Genomic DNA, 23,677 nt, shown 5'->3' with positions numbered 1-23,677 from the left:
AAAATAGCGCGAAATAAACGCCAGACTTCTTGAAAAAATGTTAGATTTAGGATGTTTTAAGGTGGAAAGAGTGTGTGAAAGCGCATTCTTTTCATTTTTTATGTAAAAGTTATGTTTTTGTATCCTCAGAACCCTTACATAGTTTGTTTTTTCATGTTAATGTGAATAATAATAGTAACTGCAGGAGGTTCGACAATGAAAAAAATTGCTGTATTAACTAGTGGTGGAGATGCGCCTGGAATGAACGCAGCTATTCGAGCGGTAGTTCGTAAGGCAGCATTTCATGGAATCGATGTTGTCGGAATTAAGCATGGTTATGAAGGCTTAGTAAAAGGTAATATGGAAGAACTTGATTTAGGTGCAGTTGGTGGTATTATTCAACGCGGTGGTACGCATTTGAATTCAGCAAGATGTCCAGAATTTAAAGAAGATGCTGTCCAGCAACGAGGTATTGAAAATTTACGCGCTGCTGGAATTGAAGGACTTGTTGTCATTGGTGGTGACGGGTCTTATCGAGGTGCGATGGATTTAGTGAAAAAAGGCTTCCCTGTTGTAGGTGTGCCTGGAACAATCGACAATGATATTCCAGGAACAGAATATACAATCGGCTTTGATACGGCCCTTAATACAGTCGTAGAGTCCATTGATAAAATCCGAGATACTGCTACATCTCATGAGAATTCTTTCATTGTAGAGGTCATGGGACGGGATGCAGGAGATATCGCTTTATGGGCAGGTCTTGCTGCCGGTGCTGAAACAGTCTTAATTCCAGAAGAAGATTATAATTTAGACGATATTGTCGCACGCTTAGATCGTGGTGCGGCACGTGGTAAAAAGCATAGCATTATTATTGTTGCAGAGGGTGTTATGTCTGGAAATGAACTGGCAAAGCTGTTAAAAGAAAAAACAGGAAAAGAAACGCGTGTTTCAGTATTAGGTCATATTCAACGTGGTGGTTCACCAACAGCACGAGATCGTGTACTAGCAAGTCAGTTTGGCGCACATGCAGTTGAATTACTAATGGAAGGCAAAGCTGGTAGAGCAGTAGGTATTCGCAATCATCAAGTCATTGATTACGATATGCCAGAGGCTTTTGAAAAGAATCACGAGGCAGATGTAAGCCTTTATACACTAATGAAAGAACTATCAATATAATTTGTTATAAAACGGAGTGGGCAAAAATGAGAAAAACTAAAATCGTATGTACAATTGGACCTGCAAGTGAGTCACCAGAAACTTTAGAAAAATTAATCGAAGCAGGTATGAATGTTGCCCGCTTGAATTTTTCACACGGATCTCATGAAGAACATGCAGGACGTATTCATTTAATTCGCGAAGTGGCACAAAAATTAAATAAACCAGTGGGAATTTTACTTGATACAAAGGGTCCGGAAATTCGTACACATAACATGAAAAATGGCGAGCTTCATTTGTCAGCAGGTCAAGTAATAGATATTTCAATGACTGAAGTAGAAGGTACTGAGACGAGCTTCTCTGTCACGTATGAGCGCTTAATTGAAGACGTTGAGCAAAATTCAATTATTTTACTTGATGATGGTCTTATTCAACTACGTGTATTAGCAACAGATATGGAAAAAGGATTAATTCATACAATTGTTGAAAATGCTGGCGTCCTAAAGAATAAAAAGGGAGTTAACGTCCCAGGTGTTTCTGTACAACTACCAGGTATCACAGAAAAAGACGCACAAGATATTTTATTTGGTATCGAACAAGGTGTTGATTTTATTGCCGCTTCATTTGTTCGTCGTGCAAAAGATGTTCTTGAAATTCGTGAATTGCTTGAACAAAATGGTGGTAGTCATATTCACATTATCCCAAAAATCGAAAACCAAGAGGGTGTCGATAACATCGATGAAATCATCCTAGTATCGGACGGTTTAATGGTTGCTCGTGGAGATCTTGGTGTTGAAATTCCAGCAGAAGAAGTACCACTTGTACAAAAGAAATTAATTCTAAAATGTAATCAAGTTGGTAAACCAGTAATTACGGCAACACAAATGTTAGACTCCATGCAGCGTAACCCACGACCAACACGTGCAGAAGCAAGTGATGTAGCCAACGCAATTATTGATGGAACAGATGCTATCATGTTATCTGGAGAAACTGCCGCAGGTCTTTATCCAGTAGAATCAGTACAAACGATGAATAAAATTGCACAACGCACTGAAAATTCATTAGATTATAGATCAATTGTTTCTGCACGTAGTCGTGAGAAAGAAGCAAATATGACAGAGGCCATTTCTCAAGCTGTAGCTTATACTTCTATCAATTTAGGGGTGAAAGCCGTATTAGCACCAACTGAAAGTGGCAATACAGCGAGAATGATTGCAAAATATCGACCAGGAGTGCCAATTGTAGCCGTAACAGGCTCTACAAATACAGCTCATACATTAACACTAGTATGGGGCGTATACCCAATTGTGTGTCAACGCGTGACAACAACAGATGAGATTTTAGAGCTAGCTGTAGATGAAAGCTTAAAGCATAGTTTTGTTACTCATGGCGACGCTGTTGTCATTACAGCAGGGGTGCCTGTTGGTGAAGCGGGTACAACAAACTTAATGAAAGTACACATTATTGGTGATTTACTTGCTCGTGGACAAGGAATTGGAAAAGCATCCGTTGTTGGTAAAACAGTGGTTGCTAAAAATGCAGCTGAGGCACTTGCCTACGATACAGATGGATGCATCATTGTCACAGTTGGTTCAGATCGTGATATGATGCCAGCTTTAGAAAATTGTATTGGTCTGATTACTGAAGAAGGTGGGCTAACTAGCCACGCGGCAGTTGTAGGGCTAAGCCTAGGTATTCCAGTAATCGTTGGCGTAAAAGAAGCAACTACATTAATTCGTCATGGTCAAGAAATTACAATGGACGCTGAAACAGGTGTTATTTACAAGGGGCATGCAAGTGTTCTTTAATCATTAACAAAAAGCTCTAGTGCGGTTTGTTGTACTAGAGCTTTTTCATAAAGGTTGTACACACTCTTTCTGGAAACTATTTAATTCTTCCTCTAACAGAAGTTGCTTTCTCTTTGAATAGGTGTATTCATTTTTTTATGAAACTAAACGGGCTATAATAACGTATAAAAGGTATAGCTTTTCAAGTAGAAAGGAGAAAAATATGCGAAAAATTTTTCTTGGTTTCATTGTCTACGCATTAGCCGAATTGGCGTTATTAATAGTCATTGGACAAAATATTGGCGTTTTAAGTACTTTATTGCTCATTATGGCTACGAGTATTATTGGGATTTATGTCATGAAGAATAAAGGTATGAATTCTGTTCAAAATGTAAAAAATACATTGGCACGTGGAGAAGCGCCAGGAGCTGCATTAGTGGATACTTTCTTAACTTTTGGTGGTGGTTTGCTTTTAGCGTTACCTGGATTTTTAACAGATGTCCTAGGTTTATTCCTACTCATGCCATTTTCTCGAAAAATGTTCCAACCCATTGTCTATTACTGGATGCGTAAAAAAATGAAAAAAGGTCAATTCATTATCGTTCAAAGATAGAGTTTTCCTTAAGTTTTACGGCTAGAAATAAAAAGATAGGGCTCAGCAAGATACCATAAAAGCCAAATAATAGAATAGAGGCAGCACTGATAAAGAATGTATGGAACGTGCGTAGCTGAAGCGTATTGGACCAAAGCATGGAATCAGCTAGCTGCCTTGTTAATTGTACAAATAAATATAGTAGTAAAATGGCTACACATAAAAAGGTATTGCCATTGAAATAAAAATAAATGCTCATTGGCACAAGAAAAACGCCGATTCCGAAAAACGGTAGTACATCTGCAAATGCTACAATAAACGCTTTAATGATGGCTTGTTCAAATTGAAGAATTATAAACCCTGCACAAAGAATGAGTAGGGTAATCGTAAATAATTGAAACTCCACAAATAAGAAGTAATGAAAGAGCTGCATGATTTTTGCAAAATGAGATTGCCACTCTTGCCGATATTTTTTAGGCACATATTGAAAGAACCAATAGCGTGATTTACGAGTTTCTAGAAGCGCAAAGTAATAAGCGACTAAAAAGATGAATACCTCAATGACATGCTTCATTAATAATTGGAAAAGATCTGCTGTGTAGATGATGATAGAATCGAAAATGGACAGTGACTTTTCTTTTAATACTTGTACAAACATGGATTCATATTCACTGAAAAGCGGGAAATTTTGTAGTGTCTCTCGAATTTCTGGAAAGATAACGATAATACTGTTTATCGTTATGACAACTAACAGAAAAATACATGTTAATATCAATACTTCCACAACAATTGCTGCGATCCAATACGCAATCCTACAATATTTATGTAAAAAATTTATGATAGGATACGTTGAAAATGACAAAAAAATTGCAAGTGAAACAGGTAATACAAACCAAAGTATGACTAAATAAAAGATAAAAAACAAAACACTTGTAGTTCTTTCGTATGAAAAATACTTTAAATTCCTCATTTTTACAAATTCACCCCAAACCAATTAATAAATTAATGTCAAAATATACAAAAAAATCTCTTTAGGACAGTTATATAGTCGTTCGGACGTCTTTTTCTTTATTTGGAGGATTTTCATTCACAAAGCTGTCAAAAATGATTATAATAGCAATGTAAGCGATTTACTTAATGGTTCATATGAGCAAAATTCGTAAATGCAACATAAAAAACGCATTTGCAACAAAAAAATAAGTATGAGGGAGCGATAATTTATGTCAGCAACTAAAGGTTTAGAAGGTATCGTAGCAGCGGAATCTAAAATCAGTTCAATTATCGATGACACACTTACATATGTTGGTTACAACATTGATGATTTAGCAGAAAATGCGTCATTCGAAGAGGTAATTTACTTGTTATGGCATACTCGTTTACCAAAAGAGGACGAGCTAGCTGAATTAAAACAACAATTGGCAGACAACATGTCAATTCCGCAAGCGATTGTCGACCAATTTAAAACATACCCACTTTCAACTGTACATCCAATGGCTGCATTGCGTACTGCAGTATCTTTACTTGGTGTATTCGATGAAGAAGCGGATGTTATGGATCCAGAAGCAAACTACCGTAAAGCAATTCGTCTACAAGCTAAAATTGCGACAGTAGTAACTGCATTTGCACGTGTTCGTAAAGGTTTAGAGCCAGTTGCGCCAAAACCAGAACTAGGATATGCTGCAAACTTCTTATACATGCTAAAAGGTGAAGAGCCAGAAGCTATTGAAATTGAAGCATTTGACAAAGCATTAGTATTACACGCTGACCATGAATTAAATGCATCTACATTTACAGCACGTGTATGTGTAGCTACATTATCAGATGTTTATTCAGGTGTAACTGCAGCAATCGGTGCATTAAAAGGACCACTTCACGGTGGAGCAAATGAGCAAGTTATGAAAATGTTAACTGAAATCGGCTCACTTGAAAATGTTGAATCTTACATTCAAAATAAATTAGACAACAAAGAAAAAATCATGGGCTTCGGTCACCGCGTATATCGTAAAGGCGACCCACGTGCTCCGCATTTACGTGTAATGTCTAAAAAATTAACTGAACTAACTGGTAAACCAGAGCTTTATGAAATGTCAGTTAAAATCCATGACATGATCGTAGAACAAAAGAAATTACCTGCAAACGTAGATTTCTTCTCTGCGTCAGTGTATGATTCTTTAGGTATTGATCATGACCTGTTCACACCAATTTTCGCAGTATCACGTACTTCAGGTTGGGTGGCACACATCCTTGAGCAATATGCTAACAACCGCCTAATCCGTCCACGTGCTGAGTATGTTGGACCAGGCATGCAAAAATATGTTCCAATCAGCGAGCGCTAATTTGGAAAATATGCTAGAATGTTTGGGACTGTGTTATCACTAACACAGTCCTATGATTATGAATTTAGGAGGCAACAGAATGTCAAACAAAATTGTAGTTGAAAATGGCGTACTTAATGTACCAAACAATCCAGTAATTCCTTTCATCGAAGGTGATGGAATTGGTCCAGATATCTGGGCTGCAGCATCACGTGTAATCGACGCAGCTGTAGAAAAAGCTTACAACGGTGAAAAGAAAATTGAATGGTTAGAAGTTTTAGCTGGTGAAAAAGCATTTAACCAAACTGGTGAATGGTTACCACAAGAAACTTTAGACAAAATTAACGAATACTTAATTGCAATCAAAGGTCCTCTTACTACTCCAATCGGTGGTGGTATCCGCTCTCTTAACGTAGCATTACGTCAACAACTTGACTTATATGTATGCTTACGCCCAGTACGTCACTTTGATGGAGTGCCTTCTCCAGTTAAACGCCCAGAAGACGTTGATATGGTTATCTTCCGTGAGAACACAGAAGACATCTACGCTGGTATTGAATTCGAATCTGGTTCAGAACAAGCTCAAAAAATCATCAACTTCCTACAATCTGAATTTGGTGTAAACCAAATCCGCTTCCCAGAAACTTCTGGTATCGGTGTAAAACCTGTATCTAAAGAAGGTACTGAGCGTTTAGTACGTTCTGCTATTGAATATGCAATTAAACATAAACGCCCATCTGTTACTTTAGTTCATAAAGGTAACATCATGAAATTCACTGAAGGTGGATTCAAAAAATGGGGTTATGAATTAGCAGAAAAAGAATTTGCTGATCAAACTTTCACTTGGAACCAATACGATGCAATCAAAGCTGAACAAGGTGAAGAAGCAGCAAACAAAGCACAATCTGATGCTTTAGCAGCAGGTAAAATCTTAGTGAAAGATTCTATCGCTGATATCTTCTTACAACAAATCTTAACTCGTCCAACTGAGTTCGATGTAGTAGCTACAATGAACTTAAATGGTGACTATATTTCTGATGCACTTGCTGCACAAGTTGGTGGTATCGGTATCGCTCCAGGCGCGAACATTAACTATGTTACTGGACATGCGATCTTCGAAGCTACTCACGGTACAGCTCCAAAATATGCTGGTTTAGATAAAGTAAACCCATCTTCAGTATTACTTTCAGGTGTATTAATGCTTGAACACTTAGGATGGCAAGAAGCTGCTGACATGATCACTCAATCTGTTGAGAAAACAATTTCTTCTAAAGTTGTTACTTATGACTTCGCACGTTTAATGGACGGCGCTACAGAAGTGAAATGTTCAGAATTTGCTACTGAGTTAATCAAAAACCTATAATTTTCTATTCTACAATAGAATTTATCACTAAAGCGGATGCTTTTTTCTGCCGATATAATTAGGGTGACAGTAAATTTTAATTTAATATTTACGATAAACTTGTTTAAAATGAGGGAGTGAGATGGATGTCTCCTCCCTCTTTTAAAATATATAACCTAATTTTAAAGGAGCGTATTCAAATGTCTCTGAAACGTAAAAAAATCTCAGTAATCGGTGGCGGTTTTACAGGCGCTACGGCAGCATTTTTAGCAGCTCAGAAAGAACTTGGTGACGTCGTATTAGTGGATATTCCACAAGCGGAAAATCCAACAAAGGGTAAGGCGCTAGATATGTGGGAAGCAGCACCAATACAAGGGTTTGACTCTTATGTACAAGGTACTTCCAATTATGCAGATACGGCGAATTCTGACGTAGTGATCATTACCGCTGGTGTTGCACGTAAACCAGGGATGAGTCGTGATGATCTCGTTCAAATCAATCAGGGTGTCATGAAAACAGTTTCGAAAGAGATTGCTACACATTCACCAAATGCTACAATCCTTGTACTGACAAACCCAGTTGATGCTATGACTTACACAGTATACAAAGAAACTGGCTTCCCTAAAAACCGTGTCATTGGTCAATCGGGTGTTCTTGATACGGCTCGTTTCTGCGCATTTGTGGCAGAAGAACTTAATATTTCAGTAAAAGATATCACTGGTTTTGTATTAGGTGGTCACGGTGACACAATGGTACCATTAACACGTTATTCATTCGCAGGTGGTATTCCATTAGAAACGTTAATTTCTGCTGAACGTTTAGAAGAAATTGTTGACCGTACACGTAATGGTGGAGCTGAAATCGTCAATTTACTTGGTAACGGTTCTGCTTATTATGCGCCAGCAGCGGCACTGATAGAGATGGCTGAAGCCATTATAAAAGATCAAAAACGTATTTTGCCATCTATCGCTTATTTAGAAGGCGAATATGGCTATCATGACTTATACTTAGGTGTTCCTACATTACTTGGCGAAAACGGTATTGAAAAAATCTTTGAGCTAGAATTAACGGACAAAGAAAAAGCAGCTTTAGATCAATCGGCAGAAGCAGTTCGTAATGTGATGAAAATTTTAGTGTAAAATTTCGGTTTGAATCTTAAAACGAGTAGGGATTGTTCCTGCTCGTTTTTTTATGTTTCAAGTGTTGAGAAAGGTAAGGTTCTTCTGCTTTTCATTGTACTTTTAGCATAAAATTGATACTATGAATGTAGTATGATAGAAAAGGGGTTGGCGTATCTTTGCTTCAAAAAAATAGTAAACTTGGTCTCACAATCGATGAAATTACAGTTGGCGAGAAGATCCATATAACTGAAAAAATTGAAGATCGGGATCTATTGCTGTATTTAGGGCTTACAAACGATAGTAATCCGCTTTATATTCAACATGATTATGCGGCTATGACACCTTTTCAAAAACCAATTGTGCCGACAATTATGTTAAATGGTATTATTACTTCAGCTGTGTCAAAGTATATTCCAGGACCAGGTGCACGAATTATTGAGCAACATTTAAAATATTTAGGACCTCTCTATCATTATGAACTGTTCGATACGCTATTAGAGGTTACAGCAATCAATAAATATGACAATACCATCACGGTGTCTGTACACTCATATAATGAGCAGAAGCAGCTTGTAATTGAAGGTTTGTTGCTTGTGACGCCACCACTTGCGCTATAGACGTCTTGAGATTTGAAATGGGGGTTTCAAATCACTAACGGAGGCATTAGATATGACAAAAACGATTTTAGTAATTGAAGATGAATTTTCGATTGCAACATTATTGAAATATAATTTAGAACAGGCAGGCTATGTAGTTGAAACGGCTGCTGATGGTCAGGAAGGGCTTGAAAAAGCAATCGATTTACAGCCAAATTTAATTCTTTTAGATTTGATGCTTCCAAAACTCGATGGTATGGAGGTCTGTAAACAAATCCGACAGCAACGTATGAATACGCCAATTATTATGTTAACTGCAAAAGATGACGAATTTGATAAAGTTCTTGGTCTTGAGCTGGGTGCAGATGATTATATGACTAAGCCTTTTAGTCCACGTGAAGTATTAGCGCGTGTCAAGGCTGTATTAAGACGTTTCACGCAAAACGTTGTGGCAGATGATAAGGATGAGCCGCAGGAGAAAATGTATGAGTTTGGACAATTGCGAGTGTTCCCAGAGCGATTTGAAGTATTTTTACAAGATGAGGCACTGGAATTTACACCAAAAGAGTTTGAGTTACTCATCTATTTACTTGAAAATAAAAATCGTGTATTAACACGTGATCAGCTATTAAGTGCTGTATGGAAATATGATTTTGCTGGCGATACTCGAATTGTGGATGTACACATTAGCCACCTTCGCGATAAAATTGAAGAAAATAGCCGTAAGCCGATGTTTATTAAAACAATTAGAGGCCTTGGTTATAAATTTGAGGAGCCGAAAACGACATGAAATCAATGAGCAATCGCTTATTCATGACATTCATGCTTTTACTTGGAACGATACTAGCTGTCCTAATGATTGTTATAGGTCAGCTTTTTCCTGTTTATATCGAGCAATACAATGAGCAAGCAACCACACAAATACGAGCTTCAATGGACCAAGTAATCGATGAACGCAAAATGGATTTAACGCAGGAAGATCAGGAAGCCTTGTATGCAGCCCAGGCTATGGAACAAGACGAATCCTTATTGAACTACGTACGCGCTCGACTTTACGGAGTACTGGCTATTCTTTTCACAATTACTTTGATTTTAATAGCGATTATCAGTCGCTATATGATACGTAATTTTACGGCACCGATTGATAATGTGACAGAAACGGCTCTTGAGCTTGCAAAGGGTAACTATCGTGCGCGTGCCCAAGAAAATGAACATGAACGCATGATACCACTCAGTCATTCCATAAACATCTTGGCACGCAATTTGCAGGATATTACAACGATACGTGAAGTAGAGGAAGAAAGACTGAAAACCTTAATTGAAAATATGGGGAGCTCTCTTATGATGATTGGTCGCGAGGGGAATATTTCCATTGTGAATCGAGTATTTCTAGAGCGCTTTGGGATGCAGCTTGATGATGTGCAAGGAAAGGTATTTCGTACAATAGGCTTACCGAAATCATTAGAGCAATTTATCGATCATGTCTTTCTGACAGAAATGCCCTATCGACAACAAATTAAAATGGAAGTACAGCAGGAGCTTTATAATAAAGAAGTTTATGGGGCACCTGTCATCGGAGACCATGGACGATGGCTAGGCGTTGTTATCGTTATGCATGACATAACGGAACTAGTTCGATTAGAACAAATTCGGAAAGACTTTGTTGCGAATGTATCGCACGAGTTACGAACACCTATTACTTCTATTAAAGGCTTTTCTGAAACTTTATTGGATGGGGCCTATAAAGACGAAAAAATGTTGATCTCTTTCTTAGAGATTATTTATAAAGAAAGTAATCGACTACAAATGTTGATTCAAGATTTACTAGAGCTATCAAAGATAGAGCAGCATGGCTTTACTGTCAATATTATGCCGATGGGCTTACAGGATGTTTTAATTCGTGGAGCAGAATTGACAGCACCGCGATTGGATGAAAAAAATATGAGCTTCCAGGTGGATATCGAACGAGATGTCCAAGTCATGGGGGATGCCAATCGTATTATTCAAATCGTGACGAATTTAATTACCAATGCGATTACATATTCTCCTGAAAACACGACTGTTTCTATTCGATTAAAAGAAAATGAAACACACGGCATCATCGAAATAGAGGATCAAGGAATAGGTATTGAAAAACATGAAATCGCCCGCGTTTTTGAAAGATTTTATCGAGTGGATCGAGCAAGAAGCCGTAATTCTGGCGGAACAGGCTTAGGCTTAGCGATTGTGAAGCATTTAGTAGAGGCTCATCATGGCCGTATTCAAGTAGAAAGTGAAGTCGGCATAGGAACTAAAATGATTGTCACGATTCCGAAAAATTAACAAATCCTTTACATGAACAACATGTTACATTCATATTTGGGCACTATACTTATTACTAGAAACCCCCAATATGATTGTTAAGACGATACCATAAAAATCTAATATACTAGAGGATTTTTAACTGCTTTATATTCGCCACAGAAAGAATTTAGTGTTTTCTTTTAGACACTAGGTTCTTTTTCTGTTTTACAGGGAACGTAAATAGGTGTAAAGTATAGTAGCATAAAAGTTTAACAACCATCTTATAGCGATTGTCTGTTAGACGAACGCTTTTACAGTCAGTGAATCAACCTTCTTTTCATTTGAATCTTGTTTTTCTGACTGTTGAGGCAGAGAAAAAAATGAGAGAAGGATGACCATGAAAATCGTCAAAAGTATCGTGCAAATCGGCTATCTTTACATCCTATTATTAATCGGAAATACTATTGCACGCCTACTTCACTTGCCGATTCCAGGGAGCATAATAGGGCTCGTCCTATTATTTTTACTGTTACAGTTTCATATAATCAAGCTTGAATGGATTGAGTTAGGAGCAGCCGTACTATTAAGTGAACTCTTACTATTCTTTATTCCATCTGCCATCGGTGTTATTGATTATCATGCCTTATTCGGTGTGCAAGGAATGAAGGTTGTGCTGGTCATTGTTGTGAGTGCGATTGTCGTAATGTTTGTAACGGGCTACACGGCACAATGGCTAGAGCAGCGAAAGAAGGGTGATGCTGTATGACGTTATTCATCGCCATTGTCAGCTTACTTGGGACCATTGCTATTTTTTATATTTGTAAAATGTTTTATAAAAAATATAAAAAAGAATGGCTGACACCTATGCTGATTACACCTTTAGTGATTATAGGCATTTTACTGCTGACAGGTATACCTTATAAATCCTACAATTCAGGAGCCAATATCTTAACAAATTTACTAGGGCCAGCAACTGTTGCGTTTGCGGTTCCTATTTATAAAAATGTCAATCTATTAAAAAAACACGCATTCGAAATTTTCATCAGCATTGCTGTTGGTTCTGCAGTTGCTATTGTGTCATCCTTTATGATGGCTCTCGTGGTAGGCTTAAATGATGAGTTGGTGCATAGTTTAGTGCCACGCTCCGTAACAACACCTATTGCGATGGATATTTCAAATATGATTGGTGGTTCTCCTACGCTTACAGCTGTTTTTGTTATGACGACTGGTATTTTAGGGAGCTTGTTAGCACCCATCATTATTAAAGTATGTCGTTTCCATAGACCTTCTTCTAGAGGCTTAATGCTTGGTATGGGGGCCCATGGAACGGGGACATCTAAAGCATTTGAATTTGGAGAGCTAGAAGGTACATTTGCTAGTCTAGCGATGATCGTTGCTGCATTAATTAGCATTGTATTATCCACTACCATTTTCCCTGTATTTGAACATCTAGTTATCAATATCCTGTTGCCATAAAGGTAACAGGATTTTTTTGTATTGCTTCAGAAAAGCTTTTGTGAAGCGGAAAAGAAAGAAGATTCTCTCCTCTACAAGCTTTATATGAAAATATTTTGAAACTTTTTATAAAGGTCCCCCGTAAACAATAGTACTAAGCAAAAGGGAGGAACAGACATGAGTGTGAAAAGGACACTAATGCTAGTTGGACTTGGAATATTTGGAATTATTGCACTTATTACAGTTTTTACTTCATGGTACACGGTAGATGAATCAGAACAAGCTGTTGTTGTTACATTTGGTCGTGCCGATGATATGGTGACAAATCCAGGTCTTCACTTTAAATTACCTTGGCCAGTGCAATCGGTCGAAATTTTGTCAAAAGAAACATTTAGTTTACAGTTTGGCTATAAGCAAAATAAAGCAGGAGAGCTTGAAGCCTATGATGCTGAAACAAAGATGATAACAGGTGATGAGTATATTGTATTAACAGATCTTGTAGTACAGTGGAAAATTACTGATCCTCGTAAATTTTTATTTAACGCACAGAGCCCAGAGGAGATTTTACATAGCGCTACATCGAGCGCGATTCGTTCCATTATAGGTAGCTCAACAATTGATGCTGCATTAACGGACGGTAAAGCAGAAATTGAAGCAAAAACACGTGATCTACTTGTTTCATTAATAGAAAAATATGATATTGGGATTGGCGTGTTAGGTGTGAAGTTACAAGACGTTGAATTACCGAACAAAGAAGTTCGTGCCGCATTCACAGCTGTAACGGATGCACGCGAAACAAAGAATACTAAAACCAATGAGGCAGATAAGTATAAAAATCAGCGCATAAGTGAAGCTAACGGTGAAAAAGATGCCATTATTTCTAAGGCTCAAGGTGCAAAAACAGCCCGTATTGAGCAAGCTCAAGGTGATGTCGCTGTATTTAATAAAATGTATGAGCAATATAAAGGTAATCAACAAATTACACGTGAGCGTTTAATTTTAGAGACACTTGAAAATGTATTACCAAAAGCGCAAATATATATTATGAACGATGATGGCAGTACAATGAAGTACCTACCATTACAAGCATTACAGCCTCAGCAGGCACAAACAGAGAAAAAAGAAGGGAGCGGTAACTAATGGACAAAAAAAATAAGGATCTAGATAAATTCCTCAATTTTTTATCCGGTAAAGGTAAAAAAACTGCTCCTTCAGAAGGTAATTCAGGGGAGAATGTAGTGGAAATGCCAAAAAAAGGACCCCTGAATCCTAAAAAATTTCTTTCTCTTGCTGTTACGCTAACAATAGTTTTTGCAGCGGCCATCATTATATTTGCCAATGTTTATATTGTGAAAGAATCTGAATACGCAGTTGTTCGACAGTTTGGGGAAGTTGTGAAATTTGAACGAGAGCCCGGTTTGAAAATGAAAATACCATTTATACAAAGTGTTACGAGACTACCTAAAAATCAAATGACCTACAATATCTCAGAGGAAGAAATTAATACAAAGGACAAAAAACGTATAATTATTGACAATTATGCTGTTTGGCGTATAACAGATCCGAAAGCGTTGATTTCTAATGCAGGAACACTAAGCAAAGCAGAGTCCCGAATGGAAGAATTCATCTACTCTGTTATCCGAACAGAGCTTGGACAATTAAGATATGATGAAATTATTAATGATGAGGACTCTTCACGAGGTAGCCTAAATGATCGTGTAACAGCGCGAGTAAATGAATTATTGCAAAACGATAAATATGGAGTAGAAGTAGTAGACGTGCGTATTCGTCGTACAGACCTACCAGCAGAGAATGAACAATCCGTATTTACACGGATGATTTCAGAACGTGAATCAACTGCTCAGCTCTATCTGTCTGAGGGGGACGCTCAGAAACGTCGTATTGAAGCTCAAACTGACCAACAAGTACAAGAAATGCTAGCTACTGCTAATAAGGAAGCGGCTATTATTCAAGCTGAGGGAGAAGCAGAAGCTGCAAAGATTTACAATAAATCATTCTCTCAAGATCCTGAATTTTATTCCTTATACCGCACGCTAGAATCTTATAAGAAAACGGTTGGAGAAGATACGGTTATTATTTTGCCATCTACTTCACCATATGCCAATATCTTGTCTGGTTATATAAAATAAACGCAAATTAAAGTCGTCTCTGTAGTGAAAGAGACGACTTTTTTTGTTTCTATATAATTATAACTATCCATTAAATCAGATTATTATAGTATGAAAATAATAGAAATTTATAAGTTTGTATTCCCCAATCAACGATAATTTGATAGAATGATAATGTTTAAAAAAGAATAGTTGGGGGTAAGGGCTTTGAAATTACAAATTAGCAAATGGCTCCAAAATTTAGGGATCGCTTGTAGTATAGCATCGTTATTGACGCTTTTCTTCCGTCTATCCGATTTTTCATGGATGACGAAGAGTGTTTATCATATACCAGTATTTTTTGTTAGTATCTTTTTAGTTAGTATCATTATTGCAGATGATGTAAGAAACCTTTTTAAGAAATTATTTTGGTATGAAAAACGAAAGGTTAAGCGTCCTATTTGGCAAGTTGGAATTGGCTTAATTTTCTTTTTAGCACAAATTAGTACAGTGATGGTATTTAATCAAGAGTTAACACACCCACAATTAGGTGGCATGCCTTTATTCCTCGTGTTTGCCTTTATGAATGCATTTATATTAACTGTCATATATGAAGAAATTTTTTATCGTGCATCAAATCAATAACATCTAATATGGACTTTCATTCAAAAAGCTATTCTTTCTGAATGAAAGTCTTTTTTTATGATTAAACAGCGGTAATTACACTAAGGACAAGTTAGTAGGCTTCACATAGCGGAGATAAATATTTATTTTTTAACCTAATTTTAACCTTCATTATTTATGATAAATGAAATTGCACTTTACTATGAGGAGGAATAAGATGAAGAAAGTAGTATTTGGAAGCGCATTAGCAGTAGGTTTATTATTTAGTGGGGCAGGGCAATCCTCTGCCAATGGCCAAATTCAACCAATTGATATTCAAGGCATGGATCTAGAATCGGCATTACAGGCAGTTCAATCACAACGAGCACAGTTGTTAGAAAACCAACTTAAAGATCAACTAGAGGGTGTTCAACAACGAAATCAACAGCTAGCTGATTTGAATACACAGTTAGCAGGGTTACATCAGGAAAGAGCAGCTATACCTGTAGAAGATCAAGACACACATTCAGCGCTTGATCGAGAAATCCAAGATGTTAAAGGTCAAATAGATGGTTTAAGTAATTCACAGCAAATGGATATGCTACGTTTACAAGGTTTGAGTAATAAACGCAATGAAGCTTTTGATACAATGACGAACTTTATCAAAAAAATGCAAGATAGTCGTTCATCTATTATAGGTAATATGCGTTAATGATGTTAGAATATTTTTAAAAAAGTCAATCGCTATGTGCGATTGGCTTTTTTTGAATGGATAGGAATGCTAAAGTGGCGGATAGACCATTAAAAATGACGGATAGCACTGTAAAAGTGATGGATAGGATATGAAAAGTAACGGATAACCTTGCGAAAGGACGCCTGCTTTTTTTACTTGAAATGTATTGTTATGATAAAGTAGAAGTAGAAGACAACGCAGGAGGATAAAATCATGACCAAGGATAAATTACTATTATTGGACGGTAATAGTTTAGCGTATCGCGCGTTTTTTGCGTTGCCATTGTTAACGAATGATAGTGGCATTCATACTAATGCTGTATACGGCTTTACAACAATGCTACAAAGAATATTAGAGGAAGAACAACCAACGAAAATATTGGTTGCTTTTGATGCTGGGAAAACAACATTCCGCCATGAAACCTTTACAGAATATAAAGGTGGACGTCAAAAGACACCACCAGAATTATCAGAGCAATTTCCTTATTTACGAAAGCTCATTGATGCTTATGGTATCAAGCAATATGAACAAGAATTATATGAAGCGGATGATATTATCGGAACGCTTGCTAAAGAGGCTTCATCACAGGATATGGATATCATCATCGTTTCTGGAGACCGTGATTTAACACAGCTGGCGACAGAGCAAGTAACCGTTTATATAACGAAAAAAGGTATTACTGAAATAGAGAAAAATACACCAGCCTTTATTGCAGAGAAATACGGGTTAACGCCGCTCCAAATTATTGATATGAAAGGCTTGATGGGGGATTCCTCCGATAATATTCCTGGTGTACCAGGCGTCGGTGAAAAAACGGCTGTAAAATTATTAAAAGAGCATGGCTCCGTTGAAGCACTTTATGAAGCAATGGATACATTGAAAGCTTCTAAAATGAAGGAAAAGCTGGTAGCTAATGAAGAGCAGGCCATCATGAGTAAGCAGTTGGCAACGATTTATACGGATGCCCCAATCACGATTTCACTCGCTGATCTTGCGTATAATGGGCCAAAAGAAGATGAATTAATCAGTGTGTGGCGTGAGCTTGGCTTTAAATCACTGCTTGATAAAAGTGACTTTACAGTGCACGAAGAAGAGCAAGCACCTTTCGACTATGACCTTGTTCAGGAAATTCAACCTGAGGACTTACAAGATGTGATGGCTGTGCATGTTGAACTGGAGAATGAGCATTATCACACTTGTCAGCAGCTAGGGATTGCGTTGTCAGATGGAACAAAGACACAATATATTCCTTTTGAAAGTGCAGCAAAATCAGATACTCTCCGTCGTTGGTTAGAAGATGCCACAAAAATAAAATATATGTCCGATTCAAAGGCGGCTCAAGCATCATTGAAGCGAGCAGGGATTCAATTAGCTGGCGTTGACTTTGATTTGCTACTTGCCTCTTATATAAATAATCCAGCATTAAGTGGCGACGATATCGCCACACTTGCAAGAGAATTAGGCTATTATGATGTTCAATTAGATGAGGCGGTTTATGGAAAAGGTGCCAAGCGTGCAATACCTGACTTGGATCAGCTTGCACAGCATGTAAGTCGCAAAGCCTTTGCTGTGTGGTCATTACAGCCGAAGCTGGAAGCATTATTAAAGGAAAATGAACAATTCGATCTTTATAAAAACCTAGAGCTACCATTGGCAGGAATTTTAAGTGAAATGGAAAGTGAAGGGATTACAGTTAACCGTGCTACATTAGAGAAAATGGGGCAAGAGCTTAATGACAAGCTTGTGGTGATTGAGCAAGAAATTTATGCGGAGGCTGGAGAAACGTTTAATATTAATTCACCTAAACAATTAGGTGTGATTTTATTCGATAAGCTAGGGTTACCTGTAATTAAAAAGACTAAAACAGGCTATTCCACTGCTGCAGATGTACTGGAAAAATTACAGTCAGAGCATGCAATCATTGAACATATTCTGTTGTATCGTCAGCTTGGAAAATTACAATCCACGTATATTGAGGGCTTACTAAAGGAAATTCATGCATCAGATAGCAAGGTGCATACGCGCTTCCAGCAAGCTTTAACTGCGACAGGGCGTTTGAGCTCTACAGACCCGAATTTGCAAAACATCCCAATCCGTTTAGAGGAGGGGCGCAAAATTCGTCAAGCCTTTGTACCATCAAAAGAGGATTGGATACTATTTTCTGCTGACTATTCGCAAATTGAATTACGAGTACTTGCACATATGTCAGAAGATAAAAACCTTGTTGAGGCTTTCCGAGAAGGAATGGACGTTCATACACGTACAGCTATGGATGTATTCCATGTATCGGAAGATGAGGTGGATAGTAATATGCGTCGCGCAGCGAAAGCTGTTAACTTTGGCATTGTCTACGGTATTAGTGATTATGGTCTTTCACAAAACTTAGATATCACGCGTAAGGAAGCAGCCAATTTTATTGAAAAGTATTTCGCAAGTTTCCCTGGCGTAAAACAGTACATGGATGACATTGTTCAAAATGCGAAATTTAATGGTTATGTTACAACGATATTAAATAGACGCCGCTATTTACCAGACATTACAAGCTCCAACTTTAATTTAAGAAGCTTTGCAGAGCGTACAGCAATGAATACGCCAATTCAAGGAAGTGCTGCTGATATCATTAAAAAAGCAATGATTGATATGGATGCTCGATTGAAAAAAGAAAAGATGCAGGCCAAACTACTGCTTCAGGTGCATGATGAGTTAATCTTTGAAGCACCTAAGGAAGAGATTGCATTGCTGGAAAAAATTGTACCAGAGGTCATGGAAAATGCTATTGAGCTTTCAGTACCGCTAAAAGTAGATTTTAACCATGGTTCAACATGGTACGAGGCAAAATAAGGAGGGGTTCAAATGCCTGAATTACCAGAGGTAGAAGGTGTCGTCCAGGCATTGAAGCCAAAGGTTGAAGGACGTACCATTCAACAGGTTCAACTTTCTGAAAGAGTACATTTCTCTTTTAGTGAGGGTAAACAATGTATTGTCAAACAAGCAGAGCCTGATACTTTTGAAATAACGATGTCCCAGATGACAATTACCAAAATTGAACGACGAGCAAAATATATTTTCTTTCATTTGCTGAAGGATGATGTTCCATATGTCCTTGTCAGTCACTTAGGTATGACAGGTGCATGGTTCGTTGTGAATTCACCCGATGAAATTAATGAGGCGAAATTTCAAAAGCATATCCATGCAACATTTGAAATGGCAGATGGAGGATATTTGATTTATTCAGATATTCGCCGTTTTGGTGAACTTCGTTTTCTGACAAAAATTGAAGATCATGCGCCATTGACAAAAATGGCACCAGAGCCATTCGATGAGCATGCTTGTGACTTTTTTATAACAAAATCTAAGCTACCAAAGTATGAAAATAAAGCAGTAAAAGAAGTGATTATGGATGGGCAAGTCATTTCAGGCTGTGGCAATATTTATGCAACGGAGGCATTGTTTGCTCAGAATATTCACCCTGCACGCAAAATGAATCGCATTAGTGAAAAGCGAAAGCGGGCATTATTTGAGGAGATTGTTGCTGTCCTACGTCAAAGTATTGAAGCAGGTGGTTCAACTATTTCTGATTATCGAAACATTAATGGGGAAGCCGGAAGTATGCAGAATCGACTAAAAATGTATGGGAAAAAGATATGTCCAGCATGTGAAACGGCAACAAGTCAAATGACAATTGGTGGGCGTACCTCGGTTTATTGCCCAAATTGTCAACATTAAAGGGGATTTAGCAATGATTATCGGACTTACAGGAAGTATTGCAAGTGGAAAAAGTACAGTAGCTAAAATGATGAGCGAACTGGGATTACCGATTGTTGATGCGGATATTGTAGCACGAGATGTCGTAGAACCTGGAACGGAGACATTAGCCCTCATAGCTGAAAGCTTCGGACAAGCTATCTTGCTTGAGGACGGCCATTTAAATCGAACAATGCTTGGAGATATCATTTTCCATGAGCCTGCCAAACGCAAAACGTTAAATGATATTATGCATCCAGCAATCAGAAAAGAAATGTTACGTCAGCGTGATGCCTATTTAGAGGCAGGACATGAGCATGTTGTGATGGACATCCCATTGTTATTTGAGAGTAAGCTGCAGCATTTTGTGGAACGTATCATTGTGGTATCGGTCAGTGAAGAAGTTCAGCTTCGACGCTTAATGGAGCGAAATAATTTAACAAAAGAGGATGCATTGGCACGTATGCACTCACAGCTGCCGATGTCTGTCAAAGAAAAGGGTGCACATGCGGTCATTTATAATAATGAAAATATAGAAAACACAGAAGAACAATTAAAAAAAATCCTGCGCTATTGGGGTGTTATTTAATTGGTTCTTTTACGATGCGTAGCAAGCCAACTTTGCTGCGCATTTTTTTATGGGGAAACGCCATAATAAAGAATAATTTTTCAGAAAATAAGAACTTTTATATTCTCAATATATAATGTTCATCTTTTTTAAAATTGTGTTATACTAATCACCATAAAGTATATAATTAATTAATCTGAGTATGTACTCACAGGAGGATATTTTAAATGACAGTATCAATTGCTATTAATGGTTTCGGACGTATCGGACGTATGGTTTTCCGCCAGGCTATCGTACAACAAGATTTAAACATCGTTGCAATTAACGCAAGCTATCCTGCAGAAACGTTAGCACATTTGATTAAGTATGACACAAATCACGGAACATTTGAAGGTACGGTAGAACCAGCAGGCGATGCTTTAGTTGTAAATGGTAAACGTGTTCAAATTATTAGTGAACGTGATCCATTAAAATTACCTTGGGCGACAATGGGTGTAGATATCGTTATTGAAGCTACTGGAAAATTTAATGAACGTGATAAAGCAGCCATGCATTTAGAAGCTGGCGCGAAAAAAGTAATCTTAACAGCACCTGGTAAAAACGAGGACGTAACAATTGTTTTAGGTGTTAATGATGATAAACTTGATATTGCTAAACATGATGTTATTTCAAATGCTTCTTGTACAACAAACTGCCTAGCGCCAGTAGCAAAAGTATTGAATGACACATTTGGCATTGAAAATGGCTTAATGACAACAGTTCATGCCTATACAAATGATCAAAAGAACTTAGACAATCCACATAAAGATTTACGTCGTGCACGTGGATGCGCACAATCTATTATTCCAACATCTACTGGTGCTGCAAAAGCATTGAAATTAGTTTTACCTGAATTAGAAGGTAAAATTCATGGTATGGCACTTCGTGTTCCAACACCAAACGTATCTTTAGTGGACCTTGTAGTAGATTTAAATACAGATGTAACAGTTGATGCTGTCAATGCAGCATTTGTAAAAGCGGCAACAGAAGGTCCAATGAAGGGTATTCTTAATTTCTCTGTTGAACCATTAGTATCTGCTGATTACAATACAACAACTTATTCTTCAACAGTTGATGGACTTTCTACAATGGTTTTAGGCAACCGTAAAGTAAAAGTACTTGCTTGGTATGATAACGAGTGGGGCTACTCTGCACGTGTTGTAGATCTTGTGAAAAAAGTGGCAAATGCTTTAGAAACGGTAAACGCGTAATAATCTTTATAGAGAGCACATTGAAATCGAAAAGGTTTCAATGTGCTCTTTTTTTGCAGAAACTTTCCTTGTACTTTAGGTGCTTTAGATTTATCATGAGCACACAAACGTGAATGCACTTTTCTTACATGTAGGAAATTTGTTATAATAGATATATTAAATTGTTGTAAACCAGGAGAGTAATTATATGAGATGTCCATCTTGCCAGTTTAACGGAACGCGTGTTGTGGATTCGAGGCCAGTAGATGATAATAAAGAAATTCGTAGACGTCGTGAATGTGAGTCATGTGGCTTCCGTTTTACAACGTTTGAAAAAATTGAAGAGACGCCATTAGTCGTTGTGAAAAAGGAAGGTTCACGAGAAGAGTTTAGCCGTGAGAAGGTACTTCGTGGGCTTATTCGTGCTTGTGAAAAACGTCCAGTGGCACTTGGTGTACTGGAGGAGCTTGTCCTGTCAATTGAAAAAGATCTTCGTCGTATTGGAAATTCGGAAGTACGCTCAGAAGATGTAGGTGAAATGGTTATGGACCGTTTAGCTAAAATCGATGAGGTCGCTTATGTGCGTTTTGCATCGGTCTACCGTCAGTTTAAAGATATCAATGTCTTTATTGAGGAAATCAAAGACATTATTCAACGTCAAACGGAGAAGAAATCATAGCAAACAGAGAGGATGAATGACGTTGATCCATTTATATAAGGAATTGCAGCCTGGCGATCCTTTCGACATTCGTCTACCTCATGCATTTTCTACACAGGAGCGTCAATTAGTTACATTATTGTATCAACCATTAACGGGATCAGAGCCAATTAGCCTCTATCTAACATTATGGGCAGAAGCAGAGCAAATGCCAAAGCAGCAAATGACACATTATTATTTAATGAATGTGCTAGGGTTGCCCATTGGTAAAGTGTTTGAGGCTCGTATTGCACTAGAAGCAATTGGTTTGCTGCGTACATGGAAAAAAGAAGATGCTGGTGAACGTAGTTTTTTATATGAGCTACAGCGCCCATTAGATGCAGATAGCTTTATGAAAGACCCGCTGCTGTCGATGTTTTTGTTTAGCAAAATTGGAGAGCAGGCTTATCGCAATTTACGTCAGCGCTTTATGTCACCTGTAAAGGACACGGCGTTTAAGGATGTATCTCGTGCTTTTATCGATGTCTTTAAGCCCGTACATGCTAATATTCCATCAGATTTACAAGTAGATACGAATCATAAGGATAAACAACAAAAAGTATATCCTTTTTATTTGGAGCAATTTGATTTTGATTTATTGCAAGCAGGTTTGTCCGAGCAATTGGTTCCTTCCAATTTGTTGACATTCGAAGTGCGTGAAGCCATAGCCAAGCTGGCCTTTTTATATCATTTAACAGCCCTTGATATGCAAAAAGTAGTGATACTTGCTTTAGATGATGATTTAGGGATTTCTCAGGAACGTTTACGAAAGGCTGCTGCTGATTTTTATAAATTAACAGTGTCTAAGGAGCCGCCCAAACTTGCGCGCGTTACTGAACCATTACCAGCAGCAGAAGCTGGACTAAAAACCAAGGATCAGGAGCTCCAACACTATTTAGAAACAACAGCGCCTGTCCAAGTGTTACGTGATATAAATAATGGTAAAGAACCATTGCAAACATCTGTTCAGCTTGCGGAAAATTTAATCGTTCAGCATGGCATGCCAATTGGAGTGGTCAATGCATTGTTAGAATACGTTATGCTAACGACAGATATGAAGCTGCCTAAAAAATATGTGGAAACGATTGCTGATCACTGGGTACGAAAAAATGTCCAGACGGCTAAGGAAGCAATGGAACTTGCCCGCCAAGAGCATGATAAATATACAGCTTGGAAAAACAAGCCCCAAACTACCAATAAAACGAATCAACAGACAAAGGGACGTTCAAGATATCAACGTGAAGAAAAAGTGCCTGAATGGTTTTATAAACGGAATGAAAGACAAGAGGAATCTACCTCTAGTACTATAGATTTTGAAAAAGAGCGACAAAAAATATTAGAGATGCTAGGAAAAAGCGAATAGTAAAGAA

Annotated in this window: 22 protein-coding genes; 21 read left to right on the top strand and 1 reads right to left on the bottom strand. The window is 37.7% G+C overall.

Going from position 1 to position 23,677, the window contains the following annotated elements; genetic code table 11:
- Nucleotides 1-195: 195 nt before the first annotated feature.
- The 3 genes from pfkA to MHB40_RS18475 all read left to right on the top strand — a co-directional run bounded on the left by pfkA (nucleotide 196) and on the right by MHB40_RS18475 (nucleotide 3,534).
- On the top strand, nucleotides 196-1,155 hold the full coding sequence (gene pfkA / locus MHB40_RS18485; RefSeq protein ID WP_205444950.1) for a 6-phosphofructokinase: 960 nt from the start codon (nucleotides 196-198) through the stop codon (nucleotides 1,153-1,155).
- A 26-nt stretch (nucleotides 1,156-1,181) separates the two neighbouring features.
- Nucleotides 1,182-2,942, top strand: a complete 1,761-nt coding sequence (gene pyk / locus MHB40_RS18480; protein WP_205444948.1) for a pyruvate kinase — start codon at nucleotides 1,182-1,184, stop codon at nucleotides 2,940-2,942.
- A gap of 202 nt (nucleotides 2,943-3,144) precedes the next feature.
- A complete protein-coding gene (locus MHB40_RS18475; RefSeq protein WP_205444946.1) occupies nucleotides 3,145-3,534 on the top strand; it encodes an FxsA family protein in 390 nt (129 codons plus the stop codon).
- Here the strand turns inward: MHB40_RS18475 and MHB40_RS18470 are convergent.
- Nucleotides 3,518-4,483, bottom strand: a complete 966-nt coding sequence (locus tag MHB40_RS18470) for an AI-2E family transporter (protein ID WP_342533175.1) — start codon at nucleotides 4,481-4,483, stop codon at nucleotides 3,518-3,520. The two genes, MHB40_RS18475 and MHB40_RS18470, sit on opposite strands and share 17 nt — an antisense overlap.
- Nucleotides 4,484-4,733: 250 nt before the next feature.
- Here MHB40_RS18470 and citZ point away from each other — a divergent pair, with 250 nt between their 5' ends.
- The 18 genes from citZ (at nucleotide 4,734) to MHB40_RS18380 (ending at nucleotide 23,670) form a co-directional block, all read left to right on the top strand.
- A complete protein-coding gene (citZ, locus tag MHB40_RS18465; RefSeq protein ID WP_004226238.1) occupies nucleotides 4,734-5,849 on the top strand; it encodes a citrate synthase in 1,116 nt (371 codons plus the stop codon).
- A 79-nt stretch (nucleotides 5,850-5,928) separates the two neighbouring features.
- Nucleotides 5,929-7,191, top strand: coding sequence for an NADP-dependent isocitrate dehydrogenase (icd, locus tag MHB40_RS18460; protein ID WP_342533174.1), 1,263 nt, complete (start codon nucleotides 5,929-5,931; stop codon nucleotides 7,189-7,191).
- A 179-nt stretch (nucleotides 7,192-7,370) separates the two neighbouring features.
- Nucleotides 7,371-8,309 carry a malate dehydrogenase gene (gene mdh, locus MHB40_RS18455; protein ID WP_205444942.1) on the top strand — a complete coding sequence of 313 codons (939 nt, stop codon included), beginning with the start codon at nucleotides 7,371-7,373 and terminating at the stop codon, nucleotides 8,307-8,309.
- A 158-nt stretch (nucleotides 8,310-8,467) separates the two neighbouring features.
- A complete protein-coding gene (locus tag MHB40_RS18450; protein WP_004226245.1) occupies nucleotides 8,468-8,908 on the top strand; it encodes a MaoC/PaaZ C-terminal domain-containing protein in 441 nt (146 codons plus the stop codon).
- Nucleotides 8,909-8,960: 52 nt separating this feature from the next.
- Nucleotides 8,961-9,677, top strand: coding sequence for a response regulator transcription factor (locus MHB40_RS18445; protein WP_205444940.1), 717 nt, complete (start codon nucleotides 8,961-8,963; stop codon nucleotides 9,675-9,677).
- Nucleotides 9,674-11,209: an ATP-binding protein gene (locus tag MHB40_RS18440; protein WP_342533173.1), complete on the top strand. Its 1,536-nt coding sequence runs from the start codon at nucleotides 9,674-9,676 to the stop codon at nucleotides 11,207-11,209. The genes MHB40_RS18445 and MHB40_RS18440 overlap by 4 nt, the downstream gene beginning before the upstream one ends.
- A gap of 358 nt (nucleotides 11,210-11,567) precedes the next feature.
- On the top strand, nucleotides 11,568-11,936 hold the full coding sequence (locus tag MHB40_RS18435; RefSeq protein WP_016993213.1) for a CidA/LrgA family holin-like protein: 369 nt from the start codon (nucleotides 11,568-11,570) through the stop codon (nucleotides 11,934-11,936).
- On the top strand, nucleotides 11,933-12,646 hold the full coding sequence (locus tag MHB40_RS18430; protein ID WP_342533172.1) for an LrgB family protein: 714 nt from the start codon (nucleotides 11,933-11,935) through the stop codon (nucleotides 12,644-12,646). The genes MHB40_RS18435 and MHB40_RS18430 overlap by 4 nt, the downstream gene beginning before the upstream one ends.
- A gap of 156 nt (nucleotides 12,647-12,802) precedes the next feature.
- Nucleotides 12,803-13,765 (top strand): FtsH protease activity modulator HflK, encoded by a 963-nt coding sequence (hflK, locus tag MHB40_RS18425; RefSeq protein ID WP_205444934.1) that lies wholly within the window; start codon nucleotides 12,803-12,805, stop codon nucleotides 13,763-13,765.
- Nucleotides 13,765-14,775, top strand: a complete 1,011-nt coding sequence (locus tag MHB40_RS18420; protein WP_342533171.1) for a protease modulator HflC — start codon at nucleotides 13,765-13,767, stop codon at nucleotides 14,773-14,775. The genes hflK and MHB40_RS18420 overlap by 1 nt, the downstream gene beginning before the upstream one ends.
- A gap of 186 nt (nucleotides 14,776-14,961) precedes the next feature.
- The gene (locus tag MHB40_RS18415; RefSeq protein WP_205444930.1) at nucleotides 14,962-15,378 is read left to right on the top strand and encodes a DNA polymerase I; all 417 of its coding nucleotides are present in this window, start codon (nucleotides 14,962-14,964) and stop codon (nucleotides 15,376-15,378) included.
- A 196-nt stretch (nucleotides 15,379-15,574) separates the two neighbouring features.
- Complete coding sequence (locus MHB40_RS18410; protein WP_205444929.1) at nucleotides 15,575-16,048, top strand: hypothetical protein; 474 nt, start codon at nucleotides 15,575-15,577, stop codon at nucleotides 16,046-16,048.
- Between the two features lie 234 nt (nucleotides 16,049-16,282).
- On the top strand, nucleotides 16,283-18,910 hold the full coding sequence (gene polA, locus MHB40_RS18405; RefSeq protein WP_342533170.1) for a DNA polymerase I: 2,628 nt from the start codon (nucleotides 16,283-16,285) through the stop codon (nucleotides 18,908-18,910).
- Nucleotides 18,911-18,922: 12 nt separating this feature from the next.
- The gene (mutM, locus tag MHB40_RS18400; RefSeq protein ID WP_342533169.1) at nucleotides 18,923-19,795 is read left to right on the top strand and encodes a bifunctional DNA-formamidopyrimidine glycosylase/DNA-(apurinic or apyrimidinic site) lyase; all 873 of its coding nucleotides are present in this window, start codon (nucleotides 18,923-18,925) and stop codon (nucleotides 19,793-19,795) included.
- Between the two features lie 13 nt (nucleotides 19,796-19,808).
- Nucleotides 19,809-20,402, top strand: a complete 594-nt coding sequence (coaE, locus tag MHB40_RS18395) for a dephospho-CoA kinase (protein WP_205444923.1) — start codon at nucleotides 19,809-19,811, stop codon at nucleotides 20,400-20,402.
- A gap of 206 nt (nucleotides 20,403-20,608) precedes the next feature.
- Entirely contained in the window at nucleotides 20,609-21,631 is a 1,023-nt protein-coding gene (locus tag MHB40_RS18390; protein WP_342441194.1) for a glyceraldehyde-3-phosphate dehydrogenase, read from the top strand.
- 187 nt (nucleotides 21,632-21,818) lie between these two features.
- Complete coding sequence (gene nrdR / locus MHB40_RS18385) at nucleotides 21,819-22,289, top strand: transcriptional regulator NrdR (protein ID WP_205444920.1); 471 nt, start codon at nucleotides 21,819-21,821, stop codon at nucleotides 22,287-22,289.
- A 16-nt stretch (nucleotides 22,290-22,305) separates the two neighbouring features.
- Nucleotides 22,306-23,670 (top strand): DnaD domain protein, encoded by a 1,365-nt coding sequence (locus tag MHB40_RS18380; protein WP_342533168.1) that lies wholly within the window; start codon nucleotides 22,306-22,308, stop codon nucleotides 23,668-23,670.
- The last annotated feature ends 7 nt before the right edge of the window (nucleotides 23,671-23,677 follow it).

The sequence above is a fragment of the Lysinibacillus sp. FSL K6-0057 genome (genome assembly GCF_038630885.1).
Taxonomy (GTDB): domain Bacteria; phylum Bacillota; class Bacilli; order Bacillales_A; family Planococcaceae; genus Lysinibacillus; species Lysinibacillus fusiformis_F.
The sequence above is the reverse complement of the archived record's forward strand: the minus strand, read 5'-3'. Positions and strand labels throughout refer to the sequence as shown.